General features: G+C 40.5%; 29 protein-coding genes. 2 read left to right on the top strand and 27 right to left on the bottom strand.

Features of this window, described 5'->3' with window-relative positions; genetic code table 11:
- Positions 1–65: 65 nt before the first annotated feature.
- The 25 genes from ACNORC_RS04875 to ACNORC_RS04995 form a co-directional block, all read right to left on the bottom strand.
- Positions 66–434, bottom strand: coding sequence for a hypothetical protein (locus tag ACNORC_RS04875; protein WP_418334470.1), 369 nt, complete (start codon positions 432–434; stop codon positions 66–68).
- A 244-nt stretch (positions 435–678) separates the two neighbouring features.
- The gene (locus tag ACNORC_RS04880) at positions 679–1,239 is read right to left on the bottom strand and encodes a hypothetical protein (protein ID WP_418334471.1); all 561 of its coding nucleotides are present in this window, start codon (positions 1,237–1,239) and stop codon (positions 679–681) included.
- A gap of 61 nt (positions 1,240–1,300) precedes the next feature.
- Complete coding sequence (locus ACNORC_RS04885) at positions 1,301–1,507, bottom strand: hypothetical protein (protein ID WP_418334472.1); 207 nt, start codon at positions 1,505–1,507, stop codon at positions 1,301–1,303.
- Positions 1,508–1,597: 90 nt separating this feature from the next.
- The gene (locus ACNORC_RS04890; protein WP_418334473.1) at positions 1,598–2,128 is read right to left on the bottom strand and encodes a hypothetical protein; all 531 of its coding nucleotides are present in this window, start codon (positions 2,126–2,128) and stop codon (positions 1,598–1,600) included.
- A gap of 19 nt (positions 2,129–2,147) precedes the next feature.
- Positions 2,148–3,038, bottom strand: a complete 891-nt coding sequence (locus tag ACNORC_RS04895; protein WP_418334474.1) for a M28 family peptidase — start codon at positions 3,036–3,038, stop codon at positions 2,148–2,150.
- A gap of 17 nt (positions 3,039–3,055) precedes the next feature.
- Positions 3,056–3,460 (bottom strand): hypothetical protein, encoded by a 405-nt coding sequence (locus ACNORC_RS04900; RefSeq protein ID WP_418334476.1) that lies wholly within the window; start codon positions 3,458–3,460, stop codon positions 3,056–3,058.
- Positions 3,461–3,654: 194 nt separating this feature from the next.
- The gene (locus tag ACNORC_RS04905; protein WP_418334477.1) at positions 3,655–4,182 is read right to left on the bottom strand and encodes a hypothetical protein; all 528 of its coding nucleotides are present in this window, start codon (positions 4,180–4,182) and stop codon (positions 3,655–3,657) included.
- A gap of 60 nt (positions 4,183–4,242) precedes the next feature.
- Positions 4,243–5,352, bottom strand: coding sequence for a hypothetical protein (locus ACNORC_RS04910; RefSeq protein ID WP_418334478.1), 1,110 nt, complete (start codon positions 5,350–5,352; stop codon positions 4,243–4,245).
- Positions 5,353–5,403: 51 nt separating this feature from the next.
- A complete protein-coding gene (locus ACNORC_RS04915; protein WP_418334479.1) occupies positions 5,404–5,874 on the bottom strand; it encodes a hypothetical protein in 471 nt (156 codons plus the stop codon).
- Between the two features lie 15 nt (positions 5,875–5,889).
- Entirely contained in the window at positions 5,890–6,276 is a 387-nt protein-coding gene (locus ACNORC_RS04920; protein ID WP_418334481.1) for a hypothetical protein, read from the bottom strand.
- A gap of 133 nt (positions 6,277–6,409) precedes the next feature.
- Positions 6,410–6,595: a hypothetical protein gene (locus tag ACNORC_RS04925; RefSeq protein ID WP_418334482.1), complete on the bottom strand. Its 186-nt coding sequence runs from the start codon at positions 6,593–6,595 to the stop codon at positions 6,410–6,412.
- A gap of 5 nt (positions 6,596–6,600) precedes the next feature.
- Positions 6,601–7,050, bottom strand: a complete 450-nt coding sequence (locus ACNORC_RS04930; protein WP_418334483.1) for a hypothetical protein — start codon at positions 7,048–7,050, stop codon at positions 6,601–6,603.
- Between the two features lie 63 nt (positions 7,051–7,113).
- Positions 7,114–7,413, bottom strand: coding sequence for a hypothetical protein (locus ACNORC_RS04935; RefSeq protein WP_418334484.1), 300 nt, complete (start codon positions 7,411–7,413; stop codon positions 7,114–7,116).
- Positions 7,410–7,784: a hypothetical protein gene (locus tag ACNORC_RS04940; protein ID WP_386779669.1), complete on the bottom strand. Its 375-nt coding sequence runs from the start codon at positions 7,782–7,784 to the stop codon at positions 7,410–7,412. The genes ACNORC_RS04935 and ACNORC_RS04940 overlap by 4 nt, the downstream gene beginning before the upstream one ends.
- A gap of 65 nt (positions 7,785–7,849) precedes the next feature.
- Complete coding sequence (locus ACNORC_RS04945; RefSeq protein WP_418334485.1) at positions 7,850–8,287, bottom strand: hypothetical protein; 438 nt, start codon at positions 8,285–8,287, stop codon at positions 7,850–7,852.
- 42 nt (positions 8,288–8,329) lie between these two features.
- Positions 8,330–8,740: a hypothetical protein gene (locus tag ACNORC_RS04950; RefSeq protein ID WP_418334486.1), complete on the bottom strand. Its 411-nt coding sequence runs from the start codon at positions 8,738–8,740 to the stop codon at positions 8,330–8,332.
- Positions 8,741–9,416: 676 nt separating this feature from the next.
- Entirely contained in the window at positions 9,417–9,821 is a 405-nt protein-coding gene (locus tag ACNORC_RS04955; RefSeq protein ID WP_386779625.1) for a hypothetical protein, read from the bottom strand.
- A 221-nt stretch (positions 9,822–10,042) separates the two neighbouring features.
- Positions 10,043–10,351: a hypothetical protein gene (locus tag ACNORC_RS04960; protein WP_418334487.1), complete on the bottom strand. Its 309-nt coding sequence runs from the start codon at positions 10,349–10,351 to the stop codon at positions 10,043–10,045.
- A gap of 21 nt (positions 10,352–10,372) precedes the next feature.
- Positions 10,373–11,167, bottom strand: a complete 795-nt coding sequence (locus tag ACNORC_RS04965) for an ADP-ribosylglycohydrolase family protein (protein WP_418334488.1) — start codon at positions 11,165–11,167, stop codon at positions 10,373–10,375.
- Between the two features lie 101 nt (positions 11,168–11,268).
- The gene (locus ACNORC_RS04970) at positions 11,269–12,099 is read right to left on the bottom strand and encodes a helix-turn-helix transcriptional regulator (RefSeq protein ID WP_418334490.1); all 831 of its coding nucleotides are present in this window, start codon (positions 12,097–12,099) and stop codon (positions 11,269–11,271) included.
- Positions 12,100–12,281: 182 nt separating this feature from the next.
- Positions 12,282–12,707 (bottom strand): hypothetical protein, encoded by a 426-nt coding sequence (locus ACNORC_RS04975; RefSeq protein ID WP_418334491.1) that lies wholly within the window; start codon positions 12,705–12,707, stop codon positions 12,282–12,284.
- A 48-nt stretch (positions 12,708–12,755) separates the two neighbouring features.
- Positions 12,756–13,820: an AAA family ATPase gene (locus ACNORC_RS04980; protein WP_418334492.1), complete on the bottom strand. Its 1,065-nt coding sequence runs from the start codon at positions 13,818–13,820 to the stop codon at positions 12,756–12,758.
- Between the two features lie 142 nt (positions 13,821–13,962).
- The gene (locus ACNORC_RS04985) at positions 13,963–14,853 is read right to left on the bottom strand and encodes a helix-turn-helix transcriptional regulator (protein ID WP_418334493.1); all 891 of its coding nucleotides are present in this window, start codon (positions 14,851–14,853) and stop codon (positions 13,963–13,965) included.
- A gap of 5 nt (positions 14,854–14,858) precedes the next feature.
- Positions 14,859–15,353: a hypothetical protein gene (locus tag ACNORC_RS04990; RefSeq protein ID WP_418334494.1), complete on the bottom strand. Its 495-nt coding sequence runs from the start codon at positions 15,351–15,353 to the stop codon at positions 14,859–14,861.
- Between the two features lie 398 nt (positions 15,354–15,751).
- Complete coding sequence (locus ACNORC_RS04995) at positions 15,752–16,867, bottom strand: DUF2914 domain-containing protein (protein ID WP_418334495.1); 1,116 nt, start codon at positions 16,865–16,867, stop codon at positions 15,752–15,754.
- A gap of 416 nt (positions 16,868–17,283) precedes the next feature.
- Between ACNORC_RS04995 and ACNORC_RS05000 the strand changes: the two genes are divergently transcribed.
- The gene (locus tag ACNORC_RS05000; RefSeq protein ID WP_418334496.1) at positions 17,284–17,943 is read left to right on the top strand and encodes a class I SAM-dependent methyltransferase; all 660 of its coding nucleotides are present in this window, start codon (positions 17,284–17,286) and stop codon (positions 17,941–17,943) included.
- A gap of 103 nt (positions 17,944–18,046) precedes the next feature.
- On the opposite strand, the gene ACNORC_RS05005 is transcribed toward ACNORC_RS05000, so the two are convergent.
- The gene (locus ACNORC_RS05005; protein WP_418334497.1) at positions 18,047–18,670 is read right to left on the bottom strand and encodes a thioredoxin family protein; all 624 of its coding nucleotides are present in this window, start codon (positions 18,668–18,670) and stop codon (positions 18,047–18,049) included.
- A gap of 100 nt (positions 18,671–18,770) precedes the next feature.
- Positions 18,771–19,148: a nuclear transport factor 2-like protein gene (locus tag ACNORC_RS05010; protein ID WP_418334498.1), complete on the bottom strand. Its 378-nt coding sequence runs from the start codon at positions 19,146–19,148 to the stop codon at positions 18,771–18,773.
- A 180-nt stretch (positions 19,149–19,328) separates the two neighbouring features.
- On the opposite strand from ACNORC_RS05010, the gene ACNORC_RS05015 reads away from it, so the two are divergent.
- Entirely contained in the window at positions 19,329–22,337 is a 3,009-nt protein-coding gene (locus tag ACNORC_RS05015) for a PAS domain-containing protein (RefSeq protein ID WP_418334499.1), read from the top strand.
- Positions 22,338–22,348: the final 11 nt, after the last annotated feature.

Here is a 22,348-nt window from a genome sequence, read left to right on the forward strand (position 1 = left end):
TAATGCGAGAGCTTTTCCTTTTTCTACTTCAGAACTTTTATTTTCTTTTCACAATTTCAATCCTCTTATACTTTCCGTTTATAAAAAGGATGTTCCTCCTCATCTTCTCCATGCTTTTCGTAGGCCATATCAAAACATAGGCTCACATAACCAAAGGGAGGTCCGCCGTAAGTGATCCATAGAAAGTTTTGCTCCTCTTTTAGCACTTCATCCGTCAGCTTAAAGTAGAGTTCGGCGTGTTTTGCTTCATCTGCATAAGCTTCGGCAAACTGCTCCCTTAGGTCTTCCCGCAGGTATTCGAAATAGGTATAGGGATGCAGGAAAGCGAAAACCATTGCAGGTGATGGCATAAACTGCCCGGGGTCCAAAACCTGTTGCCCCGTAATCGGACAATAAAAATTCTCAAAGTCAACTTTTAAGTCTATTTCTTTCACAGGAGGTATAGGTTAATAACTCTTTTGAAGAAAAAGCAGTTGATTAATTATCAGTGTAGGGGCACACAGTAGAAAAAGATTTTCCATTTTTAAGCAGGTTAAAATGATAAAATTCTTCTGTGTAGGGGGCAAAAGAATGACATGAAATACTATGTCTCCTCAAACATAGCTATTTTCTTACATTAATTATAATATTTTGTTAAATGAGATGTGTTAAAGTCTTGGCTTTTCCTAAATAGGATCTCTATTCAGCATATTTTACGAGATCTATTTTTAAATAATCATTTAGGGTCGGATCTACAGCTACAATTTCTCCTGTTCTTAGATTTTCAAGGACTACAAAATCATGATCTCTTAAGAAAGGTGAATTGAGGTATTTGTGAATATTAGTATTAAAAACATAAAGCTGCCCGATGGTTGGTTGGGCGATCCATTGATCATCCAGTCCATATCTTTCCAAAAGATAATTGCAGGTAGCTGCAAAGAAGCGGACATAGCCAACGCAGTGGGCTCTCCCGGTACTAAAAAGGACGTTAGGATCATTGGAAGTATTTAAAACAGTAAAGTGAAGGTGTTTTGAAGTAATGGAAAGACTAATTTGGATGATCTCATCTATACGGGCATCGGATTGGTTGTCGATATCTAATTCGATCTCTTTAATCAGTAATGCGTTAGTTGCGGGATGACCTGTCCGTGGTCCAAGAGATCTATAGATTACGACCTGATTGTATAATCTTTCCCGCGCAAAAAATAGAATTGCGATAAGAATAAAGACTGCTATGCCGACTCGTTTAAGGGCGCTCACTTTTCCGTTTCAAACCGGGTTATTTTTGATTGACAATTGAGGAACTTTCAAAACACTTTACCTAAATGAAATTGTTGCCGCTTACTTGCTCCACGTTATTATAAAGCTTCTTCAGAACAGCTTCAGCAGACCTTTTATGGGCCCAATAAGGAGCCGTTGGCCCATCTTTTAAGTGTTCATCGCAATTTGCTATCATTTGTAGTAAAGCGCTTCGGAGCATGATTATTTCGGTGACGGTGAACGTGATGGTGTAGCTATATGTTGACATCTAATGTTATTTAAGAGTTATTGATAATAGTTTCCTGTTTATAATAATATGGTGTTTTATTCCTTCTTCCATGCCCCTGTTTATTTAGGTCTAGGAGGATCTTCTAAATGGAAACTCTGCACTACATTTTTCCCAAAACAGTTTTCCGTTTATTTGCCACATATGCTCCTGAAAAAAATTCCGTACTTCTTGGCTCATCACAGGGATTGCCAATTGAAATACTTCTGAAAATTCCGGTTTCTTCCTTCCCAACCGATTATGGCTCATAAATTCGAATAGCCGGGATGGATGGAAATGATATCGACATCCACCGGGACAGTTCCCAATAAATTTAGGATAGCGAGTTAGGTTTTGAAAATAAGAATAATCTTGCCTGTAGTAAGTATAGCATACCATATCTACAAGAATTGTGAAATATAAGGCTACTCCAAAAAAAGCCTTTTGTTCATTGTTCAGGAAATCCAGGTGGGGGTACTTTCCCGTGAGTCTTTCAATTTGAATAGCGTAAATGTTCTTTTCCTTCCGATCTTCATGAAACCTGCTCTCATCTGGAATACCGGAAAAGAAGGTGTTAAGGTCCTGACGAAATTGTTGGTTGTAGTAAGTCGAAAATTGGTTCATTGGCGTAAAATTAAGAATATCATAATTGGTTTATAGCCACAAAAGTGCTGTTTATCACGGCTGCCATTTTTTCGAAGTTGAGGGTTTCAATGGTGTCAGTTAACCTATGGTAATTATGGTTCCTTTCAAAGCCGGTATCGGTGATCATCAGCGCCGGATAACCAAATTTCCAGTAGTTGCGGTGATCAGAAAATCCGGCAAAGCCTCCTCCATCGGGAAAGTTGTGCATCCTTACATCCACTCCGCCCCCTTCTTTCATGCGGTTATACACATTTTCCGTAAATTTTCCGTGGCCCTGCTGGCCTACCACGAAAATAAAATTCCCTGTTGTAGGAAGAATATCTTTGAGTTCCGGAATATAGACGCAGGTTTGGGTATTGGGCTCTTCGGTAAAATAACCGATCATTTCATAGTTGATCATTCCCAGGACGTCAGCTTTTGATTCATAAAGGGATTGGGCGTGAATATAACTGCCCATGTGCGGAGTCCCGAAAAACGGAGGCTCTTCCAGACAATAAGCTACCAGATCTACCCCATAATCAAGATCGGGTTTAGTTTGAGCAAGTAGTCTTGCCGTTTCCAGTAGGCCTGCAATGGCGCTTGCATTATCGTCAGCCCCGGGTTGCTCCCCTGCGACGTCATAATGAGCACCCACTATAAGTCTTTTCTGTTTATCGGGAGCAAAAGAAGCTATGAGATTGGTATAGTCATTTCCATGGACTTTCCAGGTTTGTCTTGTTACTTCATAACCGGATTTGGAAAATTCCGCTTCAATATAGGAGCAGCATTTTTTAAGGCTCTCCAGGTTCACCCAGTTTCGGAAGGGGCGGAGGGAGGTGAGGAATTCCACGTCTCGGTACAAGCGGTTTTCTCGGGCTGTAAACGGCATTGTTATGGCTGGTCTTGACATAATAGATTTTTCAGCAATTATCTCAGTTTTACATTTTTTAGTCTTTGGTGCAGTAGCAGCGTCATTTTGATTAATGGATTGCGAACTGTTTTTCCCTTACTAAAGCTGTAGTTGAAGTGAGCTACTGCAAACTGAATAGTAGAAACCACGGCTCCCAGGATAACGAAGGAAATTCCGTAGAATAGAGAAGGGAATAAAAAGTAATAGGCTGCTGAAGCGCTAACAAGGAGCAGAACGAACAGAAAGATTGCCCAGATAGCTGTTTTCTCCCCAAGAAGCTCCATTAGTCTGGCGCCAATAGGGTTGGTCTCCCGAGATCGGTCGATGTACTTGTGAGTGGTGTAACAATCGAAAAATTTAGAAATGATCAATAGTGCTGCTGTAGTTAGCACTAAGAGATCCATAAAACTGAGTGTTTCCATAATGTGTTGTTCTTTGCTATTGCTTTGCGATCTCTGCGAAACCTCTGATACCTTAGCGTGAAACTTTAGAATACAATTGTTCTCTCTCTATTTCGATTTAAACCATCCATGTAAAAAGAAACCAACTGCCAGGGCGGTGACAATAATGTTGGTCCAGATGATTATTTCAAAAAGTTCCCACATAAGTTACAGCTTTATAGATCAAAATCGTCTATTCCTTTACGACCGGGTATGTCAGGTTCATGATACCTTATCAAAGGCGCATCACGTATACTCCTAACCGGTATTCTTATCAATTCTACCTCGCCTGTTTCTTTATTCCTCCAGTAACGATCATTGTAGGCTTCGTATCCATTAGAGTAATCAAATTTTATTTTCTCTCCCTTCGCCGTGAGGTCTCCAAAAGCTGCAGGTTCTGTCGGTACGGCATTAGGATCGTCAGTTTCAAGCAGAATTCGCAGCCGTTCGGCAATGACCCTTGTACCATGGTTAAACTTCTCAAAATTTTCCCGGCTCGCACGAAAAGGTTCTACATAATCACCCACAGATCTCCCATCTTCCAGCCAAATGAGCTTGTAAAGAAAGCTGCCTTCTTCTTTTTTTAGCTGTGCAAAACAGGTGATCTCATCGTTTGCCTTTGTGAGTTCTTTTCCCTTGACCAGGAATTCAATGTACTCGTCCTGATCATGAAAGAACTTTTCGATTAGATGATAATTTTTCATTTAGCTCATTTTTGGTTCTATAATTCTGTTTAAGTAGAATAATGGTTTTAAAAGGTCATTTTAATATGGGTGTTCAGCTATGATGAGTCGGTACTCCTCTTCATACCTGCTTTCCTCCCTCAGGTCTTCAAACCAGGCTTCACAGTCATAGGTCAATGATCGGCAGCTCACCCGTTCTTCCAAACCGGGAGTAAGTTCATAGATGCTGCGTAAGAGGGTCGAAACTGGGTTCTTATTAAGCATTTTCAAAATGTCCAGGTCCAGCCAGTAATCAATATTGCAACGGCCGGAGAAGTCGCTGTGGAGTCGTAATCCACAGAATCTGGTATTACACTGCTTGATCACAGTCAAAGTTTCTTGCTTTTTCTGTAAATCACTTTCCACTCTTTCCTGCACTTCTTCATCTGCAAAGAACTGAATGCGGTTGATCACCTGGACCAGATTTACATAAGCCTTTTTTACCTGCTCATTTTTCTCCCGTGTCTCCTGCGGAAGATAGGGCTCGAGTTTACTGTGGTGATAGGAGGGGAGGAAGCTGTGCACAAAGAATTCCCGGTGCGGCCGGTGGGTGTTTTTGAGGTAATCCTCCCACTCTTGGAGGACCACGGGTTCCAGCAACGGGCTCAGCCCGAGCTCATGGATCTGGAATACGAGTCTTCTCTCGTCTTCAGGAGACCAGTCACCTGACTCTTCATCGGAGGCCGGGGCGTTTTTACCGTGTTTGATGAGAATATTACTCACCAGGTAACCCAACAGTTCTTCTTCAGAAGGCGGATCCTCCAGTTCATCTTTGAACATGGCCTCCAGTAGTTCTTCTGTATTGCCACCATTTTCTTCAGTTTCTCTGATCTCCAACTCCTCCAGCCAATTGTCAAGGGTAGAGAGGCCCTCATCTAATCTGAAAAAAGGCGCTGGCACTTCCTCAATATCTTCGGAATGGTAGGCATAAATATAGACAGTACAGAAGTCCTTTCCGAAGCGCTTGAAATCATAAGCATCAACAGGTTTCTCGAATCCGGCCACCAGATTACTGCCTCTCCTTCTATACTCTAAATCTTCATCCAGTTTTTGCAGCTTATCACAATAATTATAACCCGTTCTTATGCTGCTTAAGAGCACCGGATTTTCAAGGGAGGTGCCGTAGTTGTCAATAATTATTTCAGGTTTCATATAAAGAGTATGGTAAGTCGAATTATTTCTAAATCTATGCTGTTTTTCCAGTTAATCTTTGATTGCACGTGAATTATTCTGAAGAACTACAAATTGAATAAGGTCATTTACAGTCATTTGTTTTTCATCATCCTCAGGGAATTCCATGAAGTCACAATTAAATTCTTTTGAGATCTCCATAATACAAAGCACGGTTTCAAGCAGGTGACGGGTAAAGCCGTCCCGGCCAATGTGATCTTTAAAGCAGGATTTTTCACGGATTTCTGTGGGAACACTTTTGTTTAAAAGGTGGTTTAGGTATATATCCAGTTTACTTCCTTCCTCATCCATGACCAGATCATTCCGCGACAGGCATAATTTTTCCACATCTACATCAGAAATTTTAATGTTGTCGCTTTTTCCCTGTTCTTCTCTAAAATATAAACTGAGAACGGACAGGATATAAAGGTCTGCTTCTTCGGTAATTAGCTCCACGGGGAGGCTGAAGAATTTTGCCAGGCGATCTTTTACTACTCTTTCCATGTGGTAGAAGTCTTGTTAGAGATCTTTTCGAAAGAAATTTAGTTTTTTCAGTCGTTTTGGGGCCACCTTCACTCCCCAGGGGTTGGTAAGGTCTGGTAAGGTGTCCATGGCCGCTTTGAGGTCTTCCGGAATAAATTCAGGGCTGCGATATAACCAGTAGGTAAGTTGTCTTAGATGTCTTTTTAGAAAAGAATACCTGCGGTAAAAAACAGTGGCTCTGAACATGGCAGGGGTATAATTCTTTTTACTGCGGTAGCAGTGCTCCAGGAATTCCTCTTCAGCTCTAAAATTGAGCTCCCGGTAAAGTTGACTGAGTGTTTTATTTCCGGGTTGCATATTCAGCAAACTAAAAGGCTCGGGATTATTCAGGTATAGGCGAAGATCATCTTTTTCTGCTGGCATAGCTAGGTCTTATAGTTTCATTAGAGGATAAAAACACCCATTCCCGGGCAAATGGGTGTTTTTAGTAGTTAAATCAAAACATCAAATCAAATAATCCCTTTTCCCGGTCTTCTTCATTCACTCAATGACAAACCTAAGGGACTACAGCGTCATAAGCTGTCGTTCCTTCCGAAACAGGCTGAATTTTTTCAGTATTAGCTGTGGTCACCGGCTGTAGGGCCTTGATCAAGGTTGTGGCCTGAGGTTCCAATTCGAGATCGAGAAGATCCCCGCCAAACAGCAGGATCAACAATCCCCAGATATGATTCGGTCTTAGCATTGGGATCATTTTGATGGGTTTTTCTTATGGTTTTTTCCGTCATCAAACCAGATATAGAGTACGCTGAAAGGATCAATGATCTCCAGCTCATAGAGGTAATTAGTTTGAGGATCTTTCCAGTAAAAAGCATCCAGTTTTTCCATCTCGCGGTCATAGAATGTAATGATGTTATCCTTTTCAGATGCCGGTTCCAGGACCTTCATATGGCTGCAGACCTCCAGGTTATCTTCAATATTTGTGAAGTAAAGCAGGAAAGTGCGGTTGTATTTCCCACTGGTATCACTCCATAAGGTGTCATTATACGCCAGATAGTGATTCCCATTGCTGTCCAGCCCGGTTTCATAGTCACTGCCAAAAGTAATAATGATGTCCTTTTTTTCTTCAAAGATCTGCGAGAAGGCATTAAAGCTTTGTGAAAACATGCTTATTAGGAACAGAATTTTTAAAAATTTCATCACTGCAGTTTTTTTGATCAGGAAAGCGGCTTAAGAATATTATCCTTTTTTGATAAATACCCTTTAATCTTCCTGCTCACCTTCAGCTTCCAGCTCATCTTCTGTGATGTTATTGATGTTGGCCAGAGAATTCATTAACTCCTCCAGTCGATCATGAAAAGCCAATAATTTTTTCACATTCCGGTCTTCGGTCGTCCGAAACATTTCTTTCTCAAAACTGAATTGGTCTCCGGGCTCAAATACTTCATTGACTTCAGCCAATTCGCCGGTCATGGCGACATTGATGATCCTGGTAAGCAGTTCCTCATGTACTTCCAACAGGTGCTTATAAGCAAGAATGATCTTTTCTCTGTATGGGCTCATGGTTTTCTGGATTTTACGATTGCTAAGGGAGATTCATGAATCTCTGGAGTTACTTCATACCCAAGATCGAAACACAGGGAAACAGTACCTATACTGCCAAAGCTTACAAGTAACTTATCTTCTGCCCATTCCTCCTCTTTTTTCAGTTTCTTAAAATGAGCTTCTCCATTTATCGTTTGGCCATACTCAGTAAAGGCAACCGGAAATTTTTTCTGAAGCTCTGGATGTATGTATTCATATCCCTGGATCTCCTCGATATAAATAAAGAGAAGACTCGGGGGAGTATTATAGCCTTCTGGGTGTAAAACGTTCTTCCCGGTTACGGGGCAAAAAAAATGGTCAAATTCTCTGTGTAAGCAAATTTCAGTCATGGAAGTTCTTTTTCTCTCAGAACAAAGTAAGACCAGAAGGTGGACAAGAGTTGTCGTTTGAATTTTTAATCCATGATTTCTGTTATTTCTTCTGAATCCAAAAAAGCATTACACCATCCAAAATCGGTTAGACAGCCATCTTTAAGCTGAAAATGAAGTGCAAATTCCCTGCAATAGTGTATCCGGGTACCTTCCGGCCCCGGAATGGAATAATGTATGCGGTAGCCAGTAACTTTTGTTCCATAGATGCAGGCGACGCAACGGGTATCAAAATTCTCTACTTCCAGGATCTGTAAGCCTTTCTTTTCTTCCCTCCAGGAAAACAGTTTTTCTTCTGCATCTTCAAGAAATTCGGGGGTATCTTCCAGATCCTCCAGCTTGAAATTATGCACAACTTCAGTCAGGAAATCGGGATCAAGAAGCTTGCAGGCCAGATCGGCTTGTTTCATGAATTTTGAGGTGTCTTGTTTAGAAAGAAGCGATTTACTTGTTTTAAACGTCATATCAAATAAATTATTAGTAGTTAGAGCGCAAGAAAAAAGCTTTCATGGCCTTTTCAATTCTCCTCTTTCATAAAAGGGAGCCAGAAATTCCTCCAGTTCCTTATCCAGCACTTCTTTTGGAGTAGCTTTTCCTTTCAATACGTTTTCCAAATGTACCTCGTTCAGGAGGTCTTTAATATGATGGAATTTTTGATCCTCGAAAGTCCGCATGTCCAAAAAGGGATGTATAGAAGGCCTTTTTTGAACTTCCTCATCAATGAACCTTCTAATTTCCTCGAAGATATGGCCGGCCATTTCCACTTGGTCGTCTACTCTGTACGAAAAATTAACTGGGTTGGGAGCAGATTCATTTTCTGTTTCTTTCGATGCTCCAGGAGGTTCAATGTCTTGGGGAATTATTTTTATAAGGTCCTTTTTTTCTGTATTAAGCGGCAATAATGGGGGGTTTTTCATCTTGGTTTTTTTGGTTCTCTATATTAAAGGGATTGTTTTCTGAATTAAACTTATTAGGGATGTGTGCAGCAAAAGTGCACTAGACCAATAATTTCTTTAAGTAGATCAGCCAGCCTTTCAAAAAAGGATAAATGCACACTAGATAGATCGCTGAAATAAAGCCGATCACCTTTAGCAGCTGAAGACATTTATGTGAGCCTGACCTCACCAGGAGGACCAGGAGATAGATCAATACTGGCAGAACCACGCAGAGGTATACTGATATTGTTATATAGTCAGATCCCAACAGCCCCGCTGTCTGATTCAAAAAACGGACACATTTATCAAATAGGAGGGATGATACTTGTTCAACCTGTGGAATCAAAAAGAACGATATAGAAAGAGACAGTATAATTAGTTTTTTACCCAAACTACGGGGTAGGGTAAGCATGAGGGGGAAAAGCAGAAAGTAGAAGTAAATATTGACTGCTTTGTACGAAGTTCTAAGGATCCAGGCTAAAAGGTAGAGACTCCCCATGATGATCATGAAGACCTGATGAGTTAAAGAATCTGCATTAGCTATCCAATAATCCACACTTAAAAAGGCTTAAAGGTCTATTAGTTACAGAGATAAGTATAAGCTACGACAAAACCTGTCGTTAATGATCTTTTTTAGGTTCAGCCAAATCTGCTGAAATTAAAGGAAGTTCTTTTCTTCCAACCATACAAAATTACCCTCAGTATGAATAAGGCTGGAGAGCCAGGGGATTTCATGAGTGGCGGGATGTTCTTTGTTCAAAAGCGGTGAAGGTTCCCCTTTTAGGCCTATAGTCATTTGTTCATAAATAAAGACGAAATCCTTTTCCGGTTTGAACGACAAGGGAAGCAGATGTTTCTCGACTTTTTCTATTAAGTAGTATGGAGGCTCCATCATTTCATATATTAAAAATAATTTACCATTGGTGACTCCTGAAAGGCCTAATTTTGAGGCAAAAGCTTTGAAGTCGCCATATTTTTCCTTAATACTATTTACTTTTATCACAAGTGTGGAAAAGCTGATTTTGAGAACCTCTTCTTTTGTATATTCTATTTGAGCCTCCATGTCTGTTTCACGATCTAACTTTTAGAGATGCGATTTGAAATAAGTTAGCTGGTTCTTTAACTGCCGAAGATGACCAGTCACTGCCTTAGGGACTTCTTCAATTATATTCCAGAGCTTCGAAGAGTTCTAAGCCATCAATTGGTCTCAACGATATTCTCCAAAATCTCAGAAAAGACGTCTGCTCTCAGATATTACGTAGGGATAATCTCCGTTTTTATTTTTTAGTAAAATGAATCTTTGGACGAATGATCTTTGACGGCATAGGTGGCAAACAGGTATTTTTCTCCCGGAGTGCTGATCTCAACTTTCTCGGTTTCGCAATCTTTTTTTACCAGTTCAATGATCTCTTCATGGGTTAAATGTTCGATCTCTTTTTTAAGAAATATGGCGCTGACACCTGCATAAGTGCTATAAGTCCAGAATTCAAACTTTACATCAAAGCCTCCTATTTTTCCGTAATCCGAATGTAAAACGAGTGTGCCTCTGTCTGCCGGTACATCTATGAATTTTTCTTCAGGATCAGTATTCATGTTTTATTTAATTTTTTGGTTTCATGTAAATCTATTTTGAAATGCCTGAATTATTTCTTTCATGATTGTTGGCAACTTTTTGTCGGCATAGTCAAGCAGGGCTTCAGGTATATCATTGTAGAAAGCTTCAGCTATGCTCCCTGCCATGCAGGCAATAGTGTCACTGTCGCCTCCAAGGGAGATCGCCAGGCGAATAGCTGATTCATAACTGCTACTGTCCAGGAAGCAAATGATGGCCTCAGGAACTGAACCCTGGCAGCTGACATCAAATTTGTATTCCGGTCTAATTTCTTCTATGCTACGATCAAGATCATAGTCAAATTCCTTTGTAATGAATTCCCGGATCTCCTGTTTGGTTTTTCCGGTACGCGCCAGAAAAACTGCCGCAGCTATGGCCTGAGCTCCTTTAATTCCTTCCGGGTGATCATGTGTTACAATAGCCGAATTTTTTGCTTCTTCCATTACCTGAACTAAATGGTCAAATGCGTACGCTATGGGGCTTACCCGCATAGCTGAACCATTTCCCCAACTGTTGTAGGGTTTTGGATTTTCAGCGAACATCCATTCCCTGAAGTTTCTCCCGTAGCCTGCCCAGGAATATTTTCGTCCCCAATATTGAAAAGACTCTGTATAATCTTTGTTGTTGAGGAGTGCATCAGCCACCGCAATGGTCAGTACGGTGTCATCTGTGAAGCGTGTCGAAGGATTGAAAAGATCAACATCGATGGTTTTAACATTTTTGCCTTCGAATACAGAGCCTACGATATCTCCAATAACAGGCCCGAAGAGGCTGTGATTTTTAAATTCAAGCGTCATTCTTTAAATATTCAGATGGAATTTTACCCTTTTATAGAAGTTGTTTGCGTTTGCCGGAAAACCGGATAAACTGCTGTTAAAAACCAAAAGACTTATCTGTTCTAATACTGCTCAATTGCCTCTCGCAAATGTTTTAGGACAGTATTTTTAAAACTTTCTGGTTCAACTACTTTTACATCAACCCCATAAGACAGTACTTCCATGATGAAGTCATGAGTGGGACGTAAAAAATAAGCGAACCTCCATTCCTTGTTATTTTTAAGGACTTCTGTTTGACTTTTATGTAAAGGCAGGGAATTAATGTATTTTCCCTCTTTTGGGGTAAAGGAAAGAACAATTTTTTCCGGCGGGGTATCAACACCGTTTATAACTCCAAAACTATGGCGGTATTCTTTTTCTGCGTCATATTCAACAGGCGAAAACTTTTGTGTACTTATCTCCAGTTCACTGATCCTATCTAAACCAAATGATTTTACTACAGTATCGGTGGAATCTTCTGCCAAAAGGTACCATCGGTTTTGGGCCTCTTTAATTGCTACCGGTTTTACAGTGCGTTGCCTAAGATCACCGTCAGAGAATTTTTCATACATAAAAGAAACGGAAAAGTAATTCCGGATAGCGTGCAAAAGTCCGTGGAGATTTTCTGTTCCCAATGGCTTTCTCTTTTCTACGATCACATGCTGAGAAAGGTGGTCTGAGACATTTAAGGCATTATATACATCATAGGCTTCCATGAGTCTTTCATTATGCTCCTCATGTCCGTCATAAGTGATCTCATATTTTTTGGTTGTGGAATTGTATTCTATTTCAATATTAAACAGAGTATCGATCCTTTGAATGTCGCGCTGAAAGGTGCGATGAGAACAAAATAAGTCCTCTCCGGTAATCTCTGTTTGCAGTTGAAGATAATCCTGCAAATCTGTAAAACTCATCGGAGACCGACGTAACTTTGAAATTATTGCCCGCTGGCGTGGTAGTGACATAAAGCAGCAAGTTTTGGTTGGCAGGTTAAAAATAGAAAACGGGAGCGACAAAAGGTGTCGTGCAGCCAAAAATACGTCAAGAAAATTCACTTTTCGGAACTTCACTGACGGTTCTACTCCAAATTTATCATTTACAAAAACAGTATTACCGCTGCCAAAACCCATTTTTCCGGTTTGTCTTCAAAATAGTATATAGGCTCTCCGTATTGGTCGAACCGTTTTAGCACCTGGCCATCCAGGTAGTACAGCTTTTCCCCGTACCGGTTTTCAGCTTTTATAAAGTTATCATCGAAGAACAGCAGTGGATCTCCATACCTGTTCTTATTTTTGACGGTATGATCATCTATGAAAAACAAAGACTTCCCATACCTGTTATGAAGCTTTAAGCTATTATTCTCGTAAAACAAAATAGACTCACCATAGCGGTCATTCGCCCTTAATGTATTGCCATCGACAAAATAGACCTTATCGCCATATTGGTTCCGGAGATGAATAGATTGGGCAGTTCCCAAAAAGGGAAACAATAGAATAAAGTAAAATATCAATTGTTTATTCATGTTAACAAATATGGGTTTATAAACCTAGGATATTAAGTGTTTATATAGTTATCTAAAGCCTACCGCTTTCCGCACCGGACTCTTATACTGCTCTTCTTCACTGATGTTATAGATCTCTGCCAGGGTCATTTCTTCTTCTGTAGAGTACTTTGCTTGTTGCTCCTGCAAAAGTCTATTCGCTTTTTCAGGAGAAAGCGACTTAAATTCATAGGCGGTTTTCAAGCGGCCTTTTCGCTTAAGAGCGGGATCAATGTTTTGAACATCGGTATTAAAGGTGGCAATGATCTGAATTCCCAGGGATTCTCCCAGGATACCGTCGGTGATGTTGAGGATCATGGCCAGGTTCGAATTTCTTTTTTGGTCTCTGGAAACAATCAATTCTTCAGCATCTTCTATGACAAGGATAGAATTGGGGTTTTTCATCAAATATCGGGTCATGAGAACGTTGTCAAGATTCTGGGCCATTTGTCCCGGCAGAAATACGATCTTCTTTTTTACCAGTCCGCACAGATGCCTGATATAGGTACTTTTTCCGGTGCCGGGTTTTCCATAAAGCAGGTGGAGGCCACTCTTGTTCTCTTCGTGTAAAACCGCGAGAATTTTTTGATGGAAATTGTGAAAGTCATCATTGTAGCAGTTAGATAAATTAAGCTGAGGTTTTAGAAAATCTACTTTTTTGTTTTCAAATCCATGAGGCTGAGAAATTATGAGATTTATTTCGGCTTTATCCTCCTCTTTCTTCTCCAGCTCCCTGGTAAAATGAATTATTTCCCTGAGAAGTTCACACTGCTCATTGTGAAAATAAATTGTAATCTCTTCATAATTCTTGATCAATATAATTTCATTTTGGAGCACATAGATATATTCATCTTTCCAATCCTCTCTTCCTGAATTCTTCTCATAATAGAAACCCATAATTTTCTCTTGATATCGGCTTGGAAATTCGCTGTGGAACTTTTTCAGGTCCACCTCAACAAAAGTATGAGTGCTAGGGAGTTTTCCGAAACGGCTCATAAAGAGCATTTTGTGACTGAGATCACCCCACTTGTCAATAAGGTCTTTGAGCTGAAAACCGGTTAATAGACCCGGTTCCATATTACTGCCGTAATTCATACTGAAAGTTTTTTATTAGAGAAAAAATCCGCCCAGGAATCCGACCTGCTGTTACCCTACATTCCAGAAGACTTTCTGCCGGGGCGGATGGTTCAAAGTTGATAATGGGTGGCGTCAAGGCGTGACGCCTGCAAACAAGAGTTTAGTTATAATTTTTCAGGGCCTGTTTCAGCTGTGTTTTGATGGTCTTTTTCAGGCTTTCCGGCTCCAATACCTTTACCTGGTTTCCATAAGAGAGTAACTCCATCCTGAAGTCGTAGGTAGGTCTTATGAAATAACTGAACCTGATTTCTTTTACATTTTTCAGAACCAGTTGCTGACTATGATGAAGGGGTAGGGATTCGACATAACGCCCTTCCTGAGGAGTAAATGAAAGCACCACTTTCTCAGCTTCTTCATTTGTACCGTTAATGATTCCAAAACAGTTGTCAAATTCCTCGTGTACATTATAATCGACAGGGCTGAATTTATGTTCTGAAATGGCGAGATTTTTAATGCGATCAAGAGCGAAGTTCTTTACAGTGTCTTCATCCCGGGCAATTAAATACCAGCGGTTTCGGGATTCTTTCAAAGCAACTGGATTTACAGTCCTTTTACTAATTGATTCATCCCAAAACTTATGGTATTCAAACTTGACGGTTAGGCGATTTTGTATTGCGTGAATTAATCCGGCCATATGTCCCGTTCCCAGAGATCTTCGCTCTTCAAAAATCAGACTTTCCCCGAAACCTTTTGAAAGTCTGATGGCGTTGACTATTTCAAAATTTTCGCGGAGACGACGGGAATGAAGATCTTCCACATCGTCTTTAATATAGTATTGATTCGTACTCTTATTGGATTCTATTTCAATCTCGTAGATCGTCCCAATATTTTTAATATCTCGTTGGAAGGTGCGCTGGGAAGTTAGCAGGTTGTATTCTGCCGCATCGGCATCCCGGGCTATTTCGTTTTGAACCTCCTCATAGCTCATCGGCCTCCTTCTCAGGATGGAAATGATCTTGTTGTAACGCTTAATGGTGTGGTGTACAGACATAGTGTTTAATAACAGAGTTTAGAAAAGAAATAGGAAACCTGTTCCCCAAATAAGTCTGGTGGAATGCGATGACCGAGATGTGGATCTATCTTGATCTCGAGTTCGTTTTCCCGGAGATGTTTCCCTAAAAATAATAATGCTTCAACGGGATCCACAATCTCGTCGTTGGCACCTAAAAGGATTTGTTTGGACGTGAGCCCTTTCACAAATTTTTCCTTCGGAAGATCAAGTTTCTTGGGATGCTTTGTCAGGGGAGGATTAAAGAGAAGGGCGGGCCGACCTATCCAATTGGAAATGATATAGGCGTTCAATGCTCCCATGCTGCTGCCAATGACGACATTGAATTCTGTGTCAGGATAGTTACGAAGAATTTCCTGAGGCTGGACATGATCACTGGAGTAATCAATATCGGGAGAAAATACAATTCCGTATTTTTCCAGAATTCTGTGCTTTTCTTTACTTAATTTGGATTTCAGTCCGTGCAGGTAGAGGATGTTCATCTTCGCTTCTTTTGATTGGTGAAGTAAAGAAACAAATAGATAACGACAAAATATGTCGTGTTATAAAATAATTTTTCTTAGCCACTGGTAAAAAGCTTTATTTAATATCGAAATTTGGTGAAGGTAGAGTCGGAAACTTTACTTTGCTCAGTGTCTGCATATCGTAGTAGGGAAGTGCTTAATCACCTTTAGGGGGGACATTAGTTATTAAATGATATCTTTTCTTTAATTCGTTTAAAAGATTGATTATCTCCTGGGCATGACCTCTACTTGCCGATTTGATTGCGGAGATTTTAATGTGGGTAAAGAACTGCTCAAGTACTCCAAAAGTATATTGCACTAGACATAGTTCCGGAACTTACGGTGGGTAATAAAAAATAGTATTAATGAAACAGGGGTTAAAATGATCTCTTTTCTATTCCTTCTTTATGAGGTTCTGAAGTGTTTTTAATCACAAAATCCACAACCCCAAGTATTAGTTCCTCTTCTGTAATTACTTCAACCTTCCATTCGCCTTCCCTAAGGTTGTTTTTATAAGTATATCCACGGAAGCCACGGTCACGCCCACCGGCAACTTCAAAGCCAATGTCATCAGTTACTTCCCATTTTCCCGTTTCAGGATTGTAGCGTTTCCACCTATGAAAAATGGACTTTTTTAGGTCTGTAGGTGCAAAAACAGAAGTGAACACATAAACTCTTTGATCTGCCTGACGGTGAAAATTGGTGTCATGTTTACGCCAAAATACATACCATGGATTCTTCTCGTAAGTAACGATGTATTCATTATTTATTTTTCGCACATCATGAGCCACCAATCCGGTATCCATAGCCAGCGGCACCGGTGGAATAAGATTGAAATAGTAAAAAACATTAATCGTTATATAGATGGAAAGGATAAGACTGATCAGTTTTTTCAGACTTATCTCAGCTCTTGTGCCCGGGCTTGACCTGTAAATAAACCTGATGAGTGCCAGCGTACACCCCAAACTTACAAGTCCGGAAATGATAAAAATAAAGGTATTCATTTCCTTGATCAGCGTGGGAATCATAAAGGCGAAAAAGGTAAAGCTTATAAAAAAAAAGACGCTGAACTGAAGGTATTTATTGGAGATTTTCTTTTTAAGGAACTCGTTTGCAAATAAGAGCAGCACCAGAAGTATGAAAAAAAACATGGTTTTTGACATGGACACACTTCTGAAAAAATAGATGACAAAAGCACTTGAAAGTGCGCCAAAGAAGAACTGTATGAGTAGCGGAAAATATTCGGAATAACGCCTGATAAAAGTACCCTCCCACTTGTCCTCATCCACTGTATTATACAAATAAAGCGTTATGGACAAAAAGGTCATATGCGAGCAAAGCACCACCGTATCATAAACACGATCTATTCGCCCTAAGGTCAAGGTATCAAAAATAAAACCACCCATAAAAAAAAGGATGGGAGCGTACTTCTGATTGCGAAAAACAAACTTTCCAAAAGCACTGCTTCTATATCTTACTAAAGCTCTTTTCATAATATATTGAGTAGCGCCAAATTTAGCGTAAAAACTTCATCCGGATATTTGATTTGACTTTAATGCCAGAGAGCTTTTGAAAAAAAGCGGAATCAGGATCTTATCGAATATTTCAGCGGAAGGGAATTATTCTATAGTAATAACATTTTTGACTCTCCTCTCATCAGTTCAATGCTCCCGTCAGTTCGAGTGTCCCGATAGCTATCGGGATGTATCGAGAACAACGGAAGTTTCAATGTCGCCTATGTTCTCGATACGATCCCGAGTCCTCGGGATCACTCGAACTGACGGCTAAGGAATTTCAAATTAGAATTCAAATTCAAGATCAGGAGAAACTTATATTTGGAATATGGGACTTGTAATTTGGTGCTTTCGAAAAAACACTTCTCAATAATGTCCTTTTTGACTACCATTAGATGACAAAAAACAAGAAAACAAAGAAGCCCTGGCCCACCAAGGATGCCATGGTGCAGATCTATAAAAACAACCTCTGGGGTGGTAAGGAATCTGAATTCTACTCCGGTTTAGGTTCACATCATCCTGAAACGGTAGATTCGTATATAGGTGTAGTATCCGATTTTTTAAAAGCTTTTGACAGTCCGCCGGTAGTGTGTGATCTGGGCTGCGGGGATTTTAATGTCGCTAAAGAACTGGTGAAGTATTCGAAAATGTATTTTGCTGTAGACATAGTTCCCGGGCTTATTGAGCATAATAAACAGAAATTCAAGGCAGACAATGTAGTTTTTCATGCCTTAGATATTTCAACAGATGAATTGCCCGCAGGAGATTGTGTTATTCTGAGACAAGTGTTGCAACATCTGTCAAATGCCGAAATTAAAAGAGTAGTTGAAAAGTTATACGATTATAAATATGTTATTCTCACCGAGCATTTACCGGCAGGGGATTTTCAACCCAACAAGGATATCGTCTCAGGTCAGGGAATCAGGTTAAAAAAAGAAAGTGGCGTGAACCTTACCGTATCACCTTTTCACTTTAAGGCCAAAGAAAAACACTTATTAACTGTTCCGGCTCCCGGGTTTAAAGGAGTTTTAAAAACTACCTTGTTCAAGTTATGATAAATACATATTTCTATACCTTATCGGCTTTTTCCAGTTAAAAAAGTGGAGCGAAAGCGATTTTAAATATGCAGGGAAAACCAAAAATAATTATGTAGTTTGCTTATCCCTGTAGCACACCAGCCTCACGGTTTTTAAGAGTGGCAACAATTTCTGTTAGTTCCTGGATAATACTCATTCCTTTATCCTTGTTGTACCAAATTTGAAGTTGGGACTTGAATTCGGCATCGATCTTCCCGAATTTCTCTTTATAGTCAGTTACAAGTTTTGTAGCTGCAGCTGTTCTTGGTCCCCAGTTGGTCAAAACTTCCAGGTCTGTATCCAGAATAACCATTTTAGGAATGGAGCGTGTGCCATTGGTAAGAAAATTGTCCATAACTGCCGGATTTTCATCTCTTAAAATGATCCTCAGCTCGATATTTTCGGATGCCTCTGCAAGCTTATTTAGCACCGGAAGGGTTTGAGCCGCATCTCCACACCAGGATTCTGTCAACACCAGCCAGGTTTGTTTTGTTTCGAGTTCTGTGAAAGGAGCAGTCTGAAGTTCAGAAAGCTGTAATTTTTTATTCAGCCGTTGGGAACGCTTGAAATTTAAGGCGGTGAAATCGATACGTTCTTGAGTTATTTCTCCGGTGGTGCTTTCAGATGTTACCAGGTCTTCCAATAGATCCATATATTCTTGATAACTGAAGGAATTTTCCAGGCTGGAAATTAGCTGCTCTCTCATAAGGTTAAAATTTGAGCTGCAATTTTAACCTTATTCAGTTACTGGAGAAATGACCATTCTCAGTTTAACAGATAATTTCGGAAGCTTTTGTGTTTAGAAGTCACTCAGGCACTTCTTCAACCGAATAGTAAATTGTCTGCACCTTAATTTTCCCATTTTTAATGTGGTAGGAGTCGGCGCCATCAGGAATCAATGAGATTTCAGATTTGCCGGTCCAGTGCAGAAAGCAGATCTCGTCATGGCACAGCTTCAGCTTATAATTGTAGTTTCCGCCTGGCAATTGCTTTTTCAGTAGTTCTGCGGCTTCCTTTATTCCCTTTCTTCCGTGGAAAACTCCGTAGTTGGTGAGAAGAACAGAATCCGGAGCATAATTGCGTTCAAGATCCTTTTCCAATTCTCCTTTTTGAGCTAATTGCAGGTGGTCTTGAAAAACCTCCCGGGGACTCCTTTTTTCAAGATCTTTTTCCTCCGCTTTCATAATCTCATATTTTTTGTTTCCTTCTTCAAGTTAATATAGTTTTTATGGGTGTGAAAACAGTTTCTTTTTCTTTACTATTCCAGCGTGGTTTCCACTTCTTAAACTTTTGTTAGCCTCCCTATATTTCCTCAAAAAAACTGTATTTTAGGCACTTTCGCCCTTGAAATTTCACAGTAGAATATGAAGAAAAACATGCAGGAGGTGCTGCACTCGCAGGATCCTTATCTTTTTATGGCCCGCAGCATTACCCAAACCGCACAGGAGCCTGTGCTGGTGCTGAACAGTGATCTTACTGTCATGGCAGCCAGTGAAGCATTCTGTTCCTGTTTTGACTGTGAAGATTCAGAAGTGGCAGGAATGGCTTTTTCAGAATGGGAGCGGGAAGAATTCTTATCAGATCAAATATACAAGACCCTTAAATCCTTCCGAAGAGGTGAGATAAAAAAGGTTGTTTCATATACTACTCAAAAAGGGGATTTTCAGCGACAATTTTCTGTGAATTTGGGAGCTATTCCGGCAGGGGAAGAAGATCAATTACTGCTCATTTCTTTTCGGGAGCAAAAGCGTGAAAAAACCATGGAAGAAGCAAACGAGCAGAAGTCGTTGCAGGAGGTGTTGGAACATGCCCCGGCTTTGATATGTATACTTCGCGGCCCCAACCACATTTTTGAAGCTGCTAACGAAAATTACCTGCAACTGGTCAATAACCGCGATATCATTGGAAGATCAGTGAAAGAGGCTCTTCCGGAAGTGGTAAGCCAGGGTTTTATCAAGATCCTTGACCAGGTCTATGGATCGGGAGAGCCTTTTATAGGTTCGGAAATTGGAGTGAAAATGGATTCCGGCTCCGGTACCAGGCAACATTATATGGATTTTGTTTATCAGCCCATGAGAACTGCCGGGAGAGTTGACGGAATATTTGTGCACGCCGTAGATGTCACTGAAAAAGTAGAATTCCGCCAAAAGCTTATTCAAGGTCGGGATGAATTACAAAATATTATAGATACCATACCTGCGATCATATGGATAACTGATAAAGAGGGGAAAAGTATTAGTCTCAATAGAAACTGGGAAGAATATACCGGGCAATCGGTAAGTAAGGCACTGAATATGGGCTGGCTGGAACAGGTACATCCCGAGGACCGGCAAAGAGTGGGAGAGCATTTCCTGGAATGTAACCGGGAGCAGAAAACCTACAGTGTTAGTTTACGCCTGCATACCAAAGATGGTGGCTACAGGTGGGTAATGGACAAAGGAGCCCCAAAGTATGACAGTAATGGAAATTTTGAAGGTTTTATAGGCACCGTGGTAGATGTTCATGATGATAAGATGAAAGAGCAGCTGGTGCGTGAAAAAGAGCATAAAATGGGTTCTATTGTAGAACAGGCTACTGTTGCGACCGCCATCTATACCGGCCGGGAAATGAGGATCGAAATGGCCAATGATGCCATGATCAGGTTGTGGGGAAAAGACAGGTCGGTGGTTGGGCAGACGCTTCGGAAGGCACTTCCGGAGTTAGAGGGGCAGCCATTCCACGATCTACTTGATAAGGTTTACACCACCGGTAAGACCTATTGGGGAAGAGAGGACAAGGTTGACCTGCTAATAGATGGCAAAATTCAGACCGGATATTTTAACTTCACTTATAAGGCCCTCCGCAATGAGCAGGGAGAGATCTACGGAATTCTGAATATGGCGCTGGATGTGACCGAACAGGTACTCATTCGCAAAGAAATTCAGGAGAGTGAAAAACGTTATCAGGATATCATTCTGTCTTCTCCATATCCTATCGCAACCTTTAAGGGAGAGGATTTTATCATTGAAATTGCAAATGACGCCATGATCGAGAGCTGGGGAAAAGGGAAAAATGTCTTTGGTAAACCCTTACTTTCAGTTTTTCCGGAATTGGTTGAACAGGATTTCGATAAGATCCTGAGTGATGTTTATACCACCGGGAAACCTTTTAAAGGTTATGAAATGCCTGTCAGCCTTTTTCGAAATGGAAAGAGGGAAGAACTATATTACAACTTTGTGTATTACCCGCAGCGGGATCTCTACGGAAAAATAGTGGGAATAGTAGACATAGCTATTGAAGCGACGCCTCAGGCTGAACTTAAAAAGAAACTGGAACAAAGTGAGTTTCATTACCGGCAGATGGCCGACCTGATGCTCGAAAAGGTGATCAATACAGATCCTCAAGGCGCTCCTATATATTTTAATCAGAATTGGCTGGATTACACTGGTATGAGCAGTGAAGAGCTTAAGGAAGACGACTGGACATCTTTTATTCACCCCGAAGATATAACACAGTTCAGGGAACAATGGCAGTCTTCTTTAACTACAGGAAGTAAGCTGGAAACAGAGATACGCATTGCCGATAAAGACCATAACTACGCCTGGCACTTAAGCAGGGCTGAAGCAGTAAAGGATGATCAGGGAAATATTAAGATGTGGATTGGTACTAATACCGAAATTCAGCGGCTTAAAGAAGAGGAGAAGCGTAAGGGAGATTTCCTGAAAATGGTGAGTCATGAGTTAAAAACACCTGTAACTTCTATTAAAGGGTATGTGCAGTTACTGCTGAAAGTACTGGAGAACCTTCAGTCAACAGAGCTGGACAAAATGCCTTTCAAGCCATCCCTGCAACGTATCGATCATCAGATAGTAAGACTAACGCGGCTTATTTCAGAAATGCTGGATCTATCCCGTATCGAGGAGGGCAAACTGGAACTTCAGAAGGAAAAGTTTCATTTAAATCAGTTGGTAGACGATACGGTACAGGATATTTCTCTCACCAATACTGAGCATAATATACAGGTGAAACATGATCTCAACTGCGAAGTGGTGGCAGATAAAGATCGTATTGGGCAGGTGCTTATCAATTTTATTACAAATGCCATAAAATATTCCCCTGTTAACCAGGAGATAATTGTAAGTGTTGTCACAGCCGGTGAGGCTGCAGTTGCAGTACAGGTAAAGGACAAGGGGCTGGGAATAGATCCAAAGGACCAGGAAAAGATATTTAAACGTTTTTATCGCGTGGGTGGTGAAAATGAAGAAACCTATTCAGGCTTCGGCATCGGACTTTACTTAGCAAAAGAGATCATTCAGCGTCATAATGGAAAAATTGAAGTAAATAGTGAGAGAGGTAAAGGTTCAGAATTCAGTTTTATACTCTCTACAGTTTAAAAAATTCTTCA

Origin of the sequence: Salinimicrobium soli (assembly GCF_048323655.1) — a bacterium.
Classification (GTDB): domain Bacteria; phylum Bacteroidota; class Bacteroidia; order Flavobacteriales; family Flavobacteriaceae; genus Salinimicrobium; species Salinimicrobium soli.

Excerpts from the sequence above, each read along its gene's own strand:
- ACNORC_RS04945 (WP_418334485.1), bottom strand. The coding sequence starts at position 8,287 with ATGACGTTTAAAACAAGTAAATCGCTTCTTTCTAAACAAGACACCTCA.
- ACNORC_RS04930 (WP_418334483.1), bottom strand. The coding sequence starts at position 7,050 with ATGAAATTTTTAAAAATTCTGTTCCTAATAAGCATGTTTTCACAAAGC.
- ACNORC_RS04970 (WP_418334490.1), bottom strand. The coding sequence starts at position 12,099 with ATGAGTTTTACAGATTTGCAGGATTATCTTCAACTGCAAACAGAGATT.
- ACNORC_RS04885 (WP_418334472.1), bottom strand. The coding sequence starts at position 1,507 with ATGTCAACATATAGCTACACCATCACGTTCACCGTCACCGAAATAATC.
- ACNORC_RS04960 (WP_418334487.1), bottom strand. The coding sequence starts at position 10,351 with ATGAATACTGATCCTGAAGAAAAATTCATAGATGTACCGGCAGACAGA.
- ACNORC_RS04995 (WP_418334495.1), bottom strand. The coding sequence starts at position 16,867 with ATGAAAAGAGCTTTAGTAAGATATAGAAGCAGTGCTTTTGGAAAGTTT.
- ACNORC_RS04905 (WP_418334477.1), bottom strand. The coding sequence starts at position 4,182 with ATGAAAAATTATCATCTAATCGAAAAGTTCTTTCATGATCAGGACGAG.
- ACNORC_RS05015 (WP_418334499.1), top strand. The coding sequence starts at position 19,329 with ATGAAGAAAAACATGCAGGAGGTGCTGCACTCGCAGGATCCTTATCTT.
- ACNORC_RS04935 (WP_418334484.1), bottom strand. The coding sequence starts at position 7,413 with ATGAGCCCATACAGAGAAAAGATCATTCTTGCTTATAAGCACCTGTTG.
- ACNORC_RS04940 (WP_386779669.1), bottom strand. The coding sequence starts at position 7,784 with ATGACTGAAATTTGCTTACACAGAGAATTTGACCATTTTTTTTGCCCC.
- ACNORC_RS05005 (WP_418334497.1), bottom strand. The coding sequence starts at position 18,670 with ATGAGAGAGCAGCTAATTTCCAGCCTGGAAAATTCCTTCAGTTATCAA.
- ACNORC_RS04975 (WP_418334491.1), bottom strand. The coding sequence starts at position 12,707 with ATGAATAAACAATTGATATTTTACTTTATTCTATTGTTTCCCTTTTTG.
- ACNORC_RS04900 (WP_418334476.1), bottom strand. The coding sequence starts at position 3,460 with ATGGAAACACTCAGTTTTATGGATCTCTTAGTGCTAACTACAGCAGCA.
- ACNORC_RS04910 (WP_418334478.1), bottom strand. The coding sequence starts at position 5,352 with ATGAAACCTGAAATAATTATTGACAACTACGGCACCTCCCTTGAAAAT.
- ACNORC_RS04980 (WP_418334492.1), bottom strand. The coding sequence starts at position 13,820 with ATGAATTACGGCAGTAATATGGAACCGGGTCTATTAACCGGTTTTCAG.
- ACNORC_RS04925 (WP_418334482.1), bottom strand. The coding sequence starts at position 6,595 with ATGCTAAGACCGAATCATATCTGGGGATTGTTGATCCTGCTGTTTGGC.
- ACNORC_RS04895 (WP_418334474.1), bottom strand. The coding sequence starts at position 3,038 with ATGTCAAGACCAGCCATAACAATGCCGTTTACAGCCCGAGAAAACCGC.
- ACNORC_RS04950 (WP_418334486.1), bottom strand. The coding sequence starts at position 8,740 with ATGAAAAACCCCCCATTATTGCCGCTTAATACAGAAAAAAAGGACCTT.
- ACNORC_RS04990 (WP_418334494.1), bottom strand. The coding sequence starts at position 15,353 with ATGAACATCCTCTACCTGCACGGACTGAAATCCAAATTAAGTAAAGAA.
- ACNORC_RS04985 (WP_418334493.1), bottom strand. The coding sequence starts at position 14,853 with ATGTCTGTACACCACACCATTAAGCGTTACAACAAGATCATTTCCATC.
- ACNORC_RS04965 (WP_418334488.1), bottom strand. The coding sequence starts at position 11,167 with ATGACGCTTGAATTTAAAAATCACAGCCTCTTCGGGCCTGTTATTGGA.
- ACNORC_RS05000 (WP_418334496.1), top strand. The coding sequence starts at position 17,284 with ATGACAAAAAACAAGAAAACAAAGAAGCCCTGGCCCACCAAGGATGCC.
- ACNORC_RS04920 (WP_418334481.1), bottom strand. The coding sequence starts at position 6,276 with ATGCCAGCAGAAAAAGATGATCTTCGCCTATACCTGAATAATCCCGAG.
- ACNORC_RS05010 (WP_418334498.1), bottom strand. The coding sequence starts at position 19,148 with ATGAAAGCGGAGGAAAAAGATCTTGAAAAAAGGAGTCCCCGGGAGGTT.
- ACNORC_RS04955 (WP_386779625.1), bottom strand. The coding sequence starts at position 9,821 with ATGGAGGCTCAAATAGAATATACAAAAGAAGAGGTTCTCAAAATCAGC.
- ACNORC_RS04890 (WP_418334473.1), bottom strand. The coding sequence starts at position 2,128 with ATGAACCAATTTTCGACTTACTACAACCAACAATTTCGTCAGGACCTT.
- ACNORC_RS04915 (WP_418334479.1), bottom strand. The coding sequence starts at position 5,874 with ATGGAAAGAGTAGTAAAAGATCGCCTGGCAAAATTCTTCAGCCTCCCC.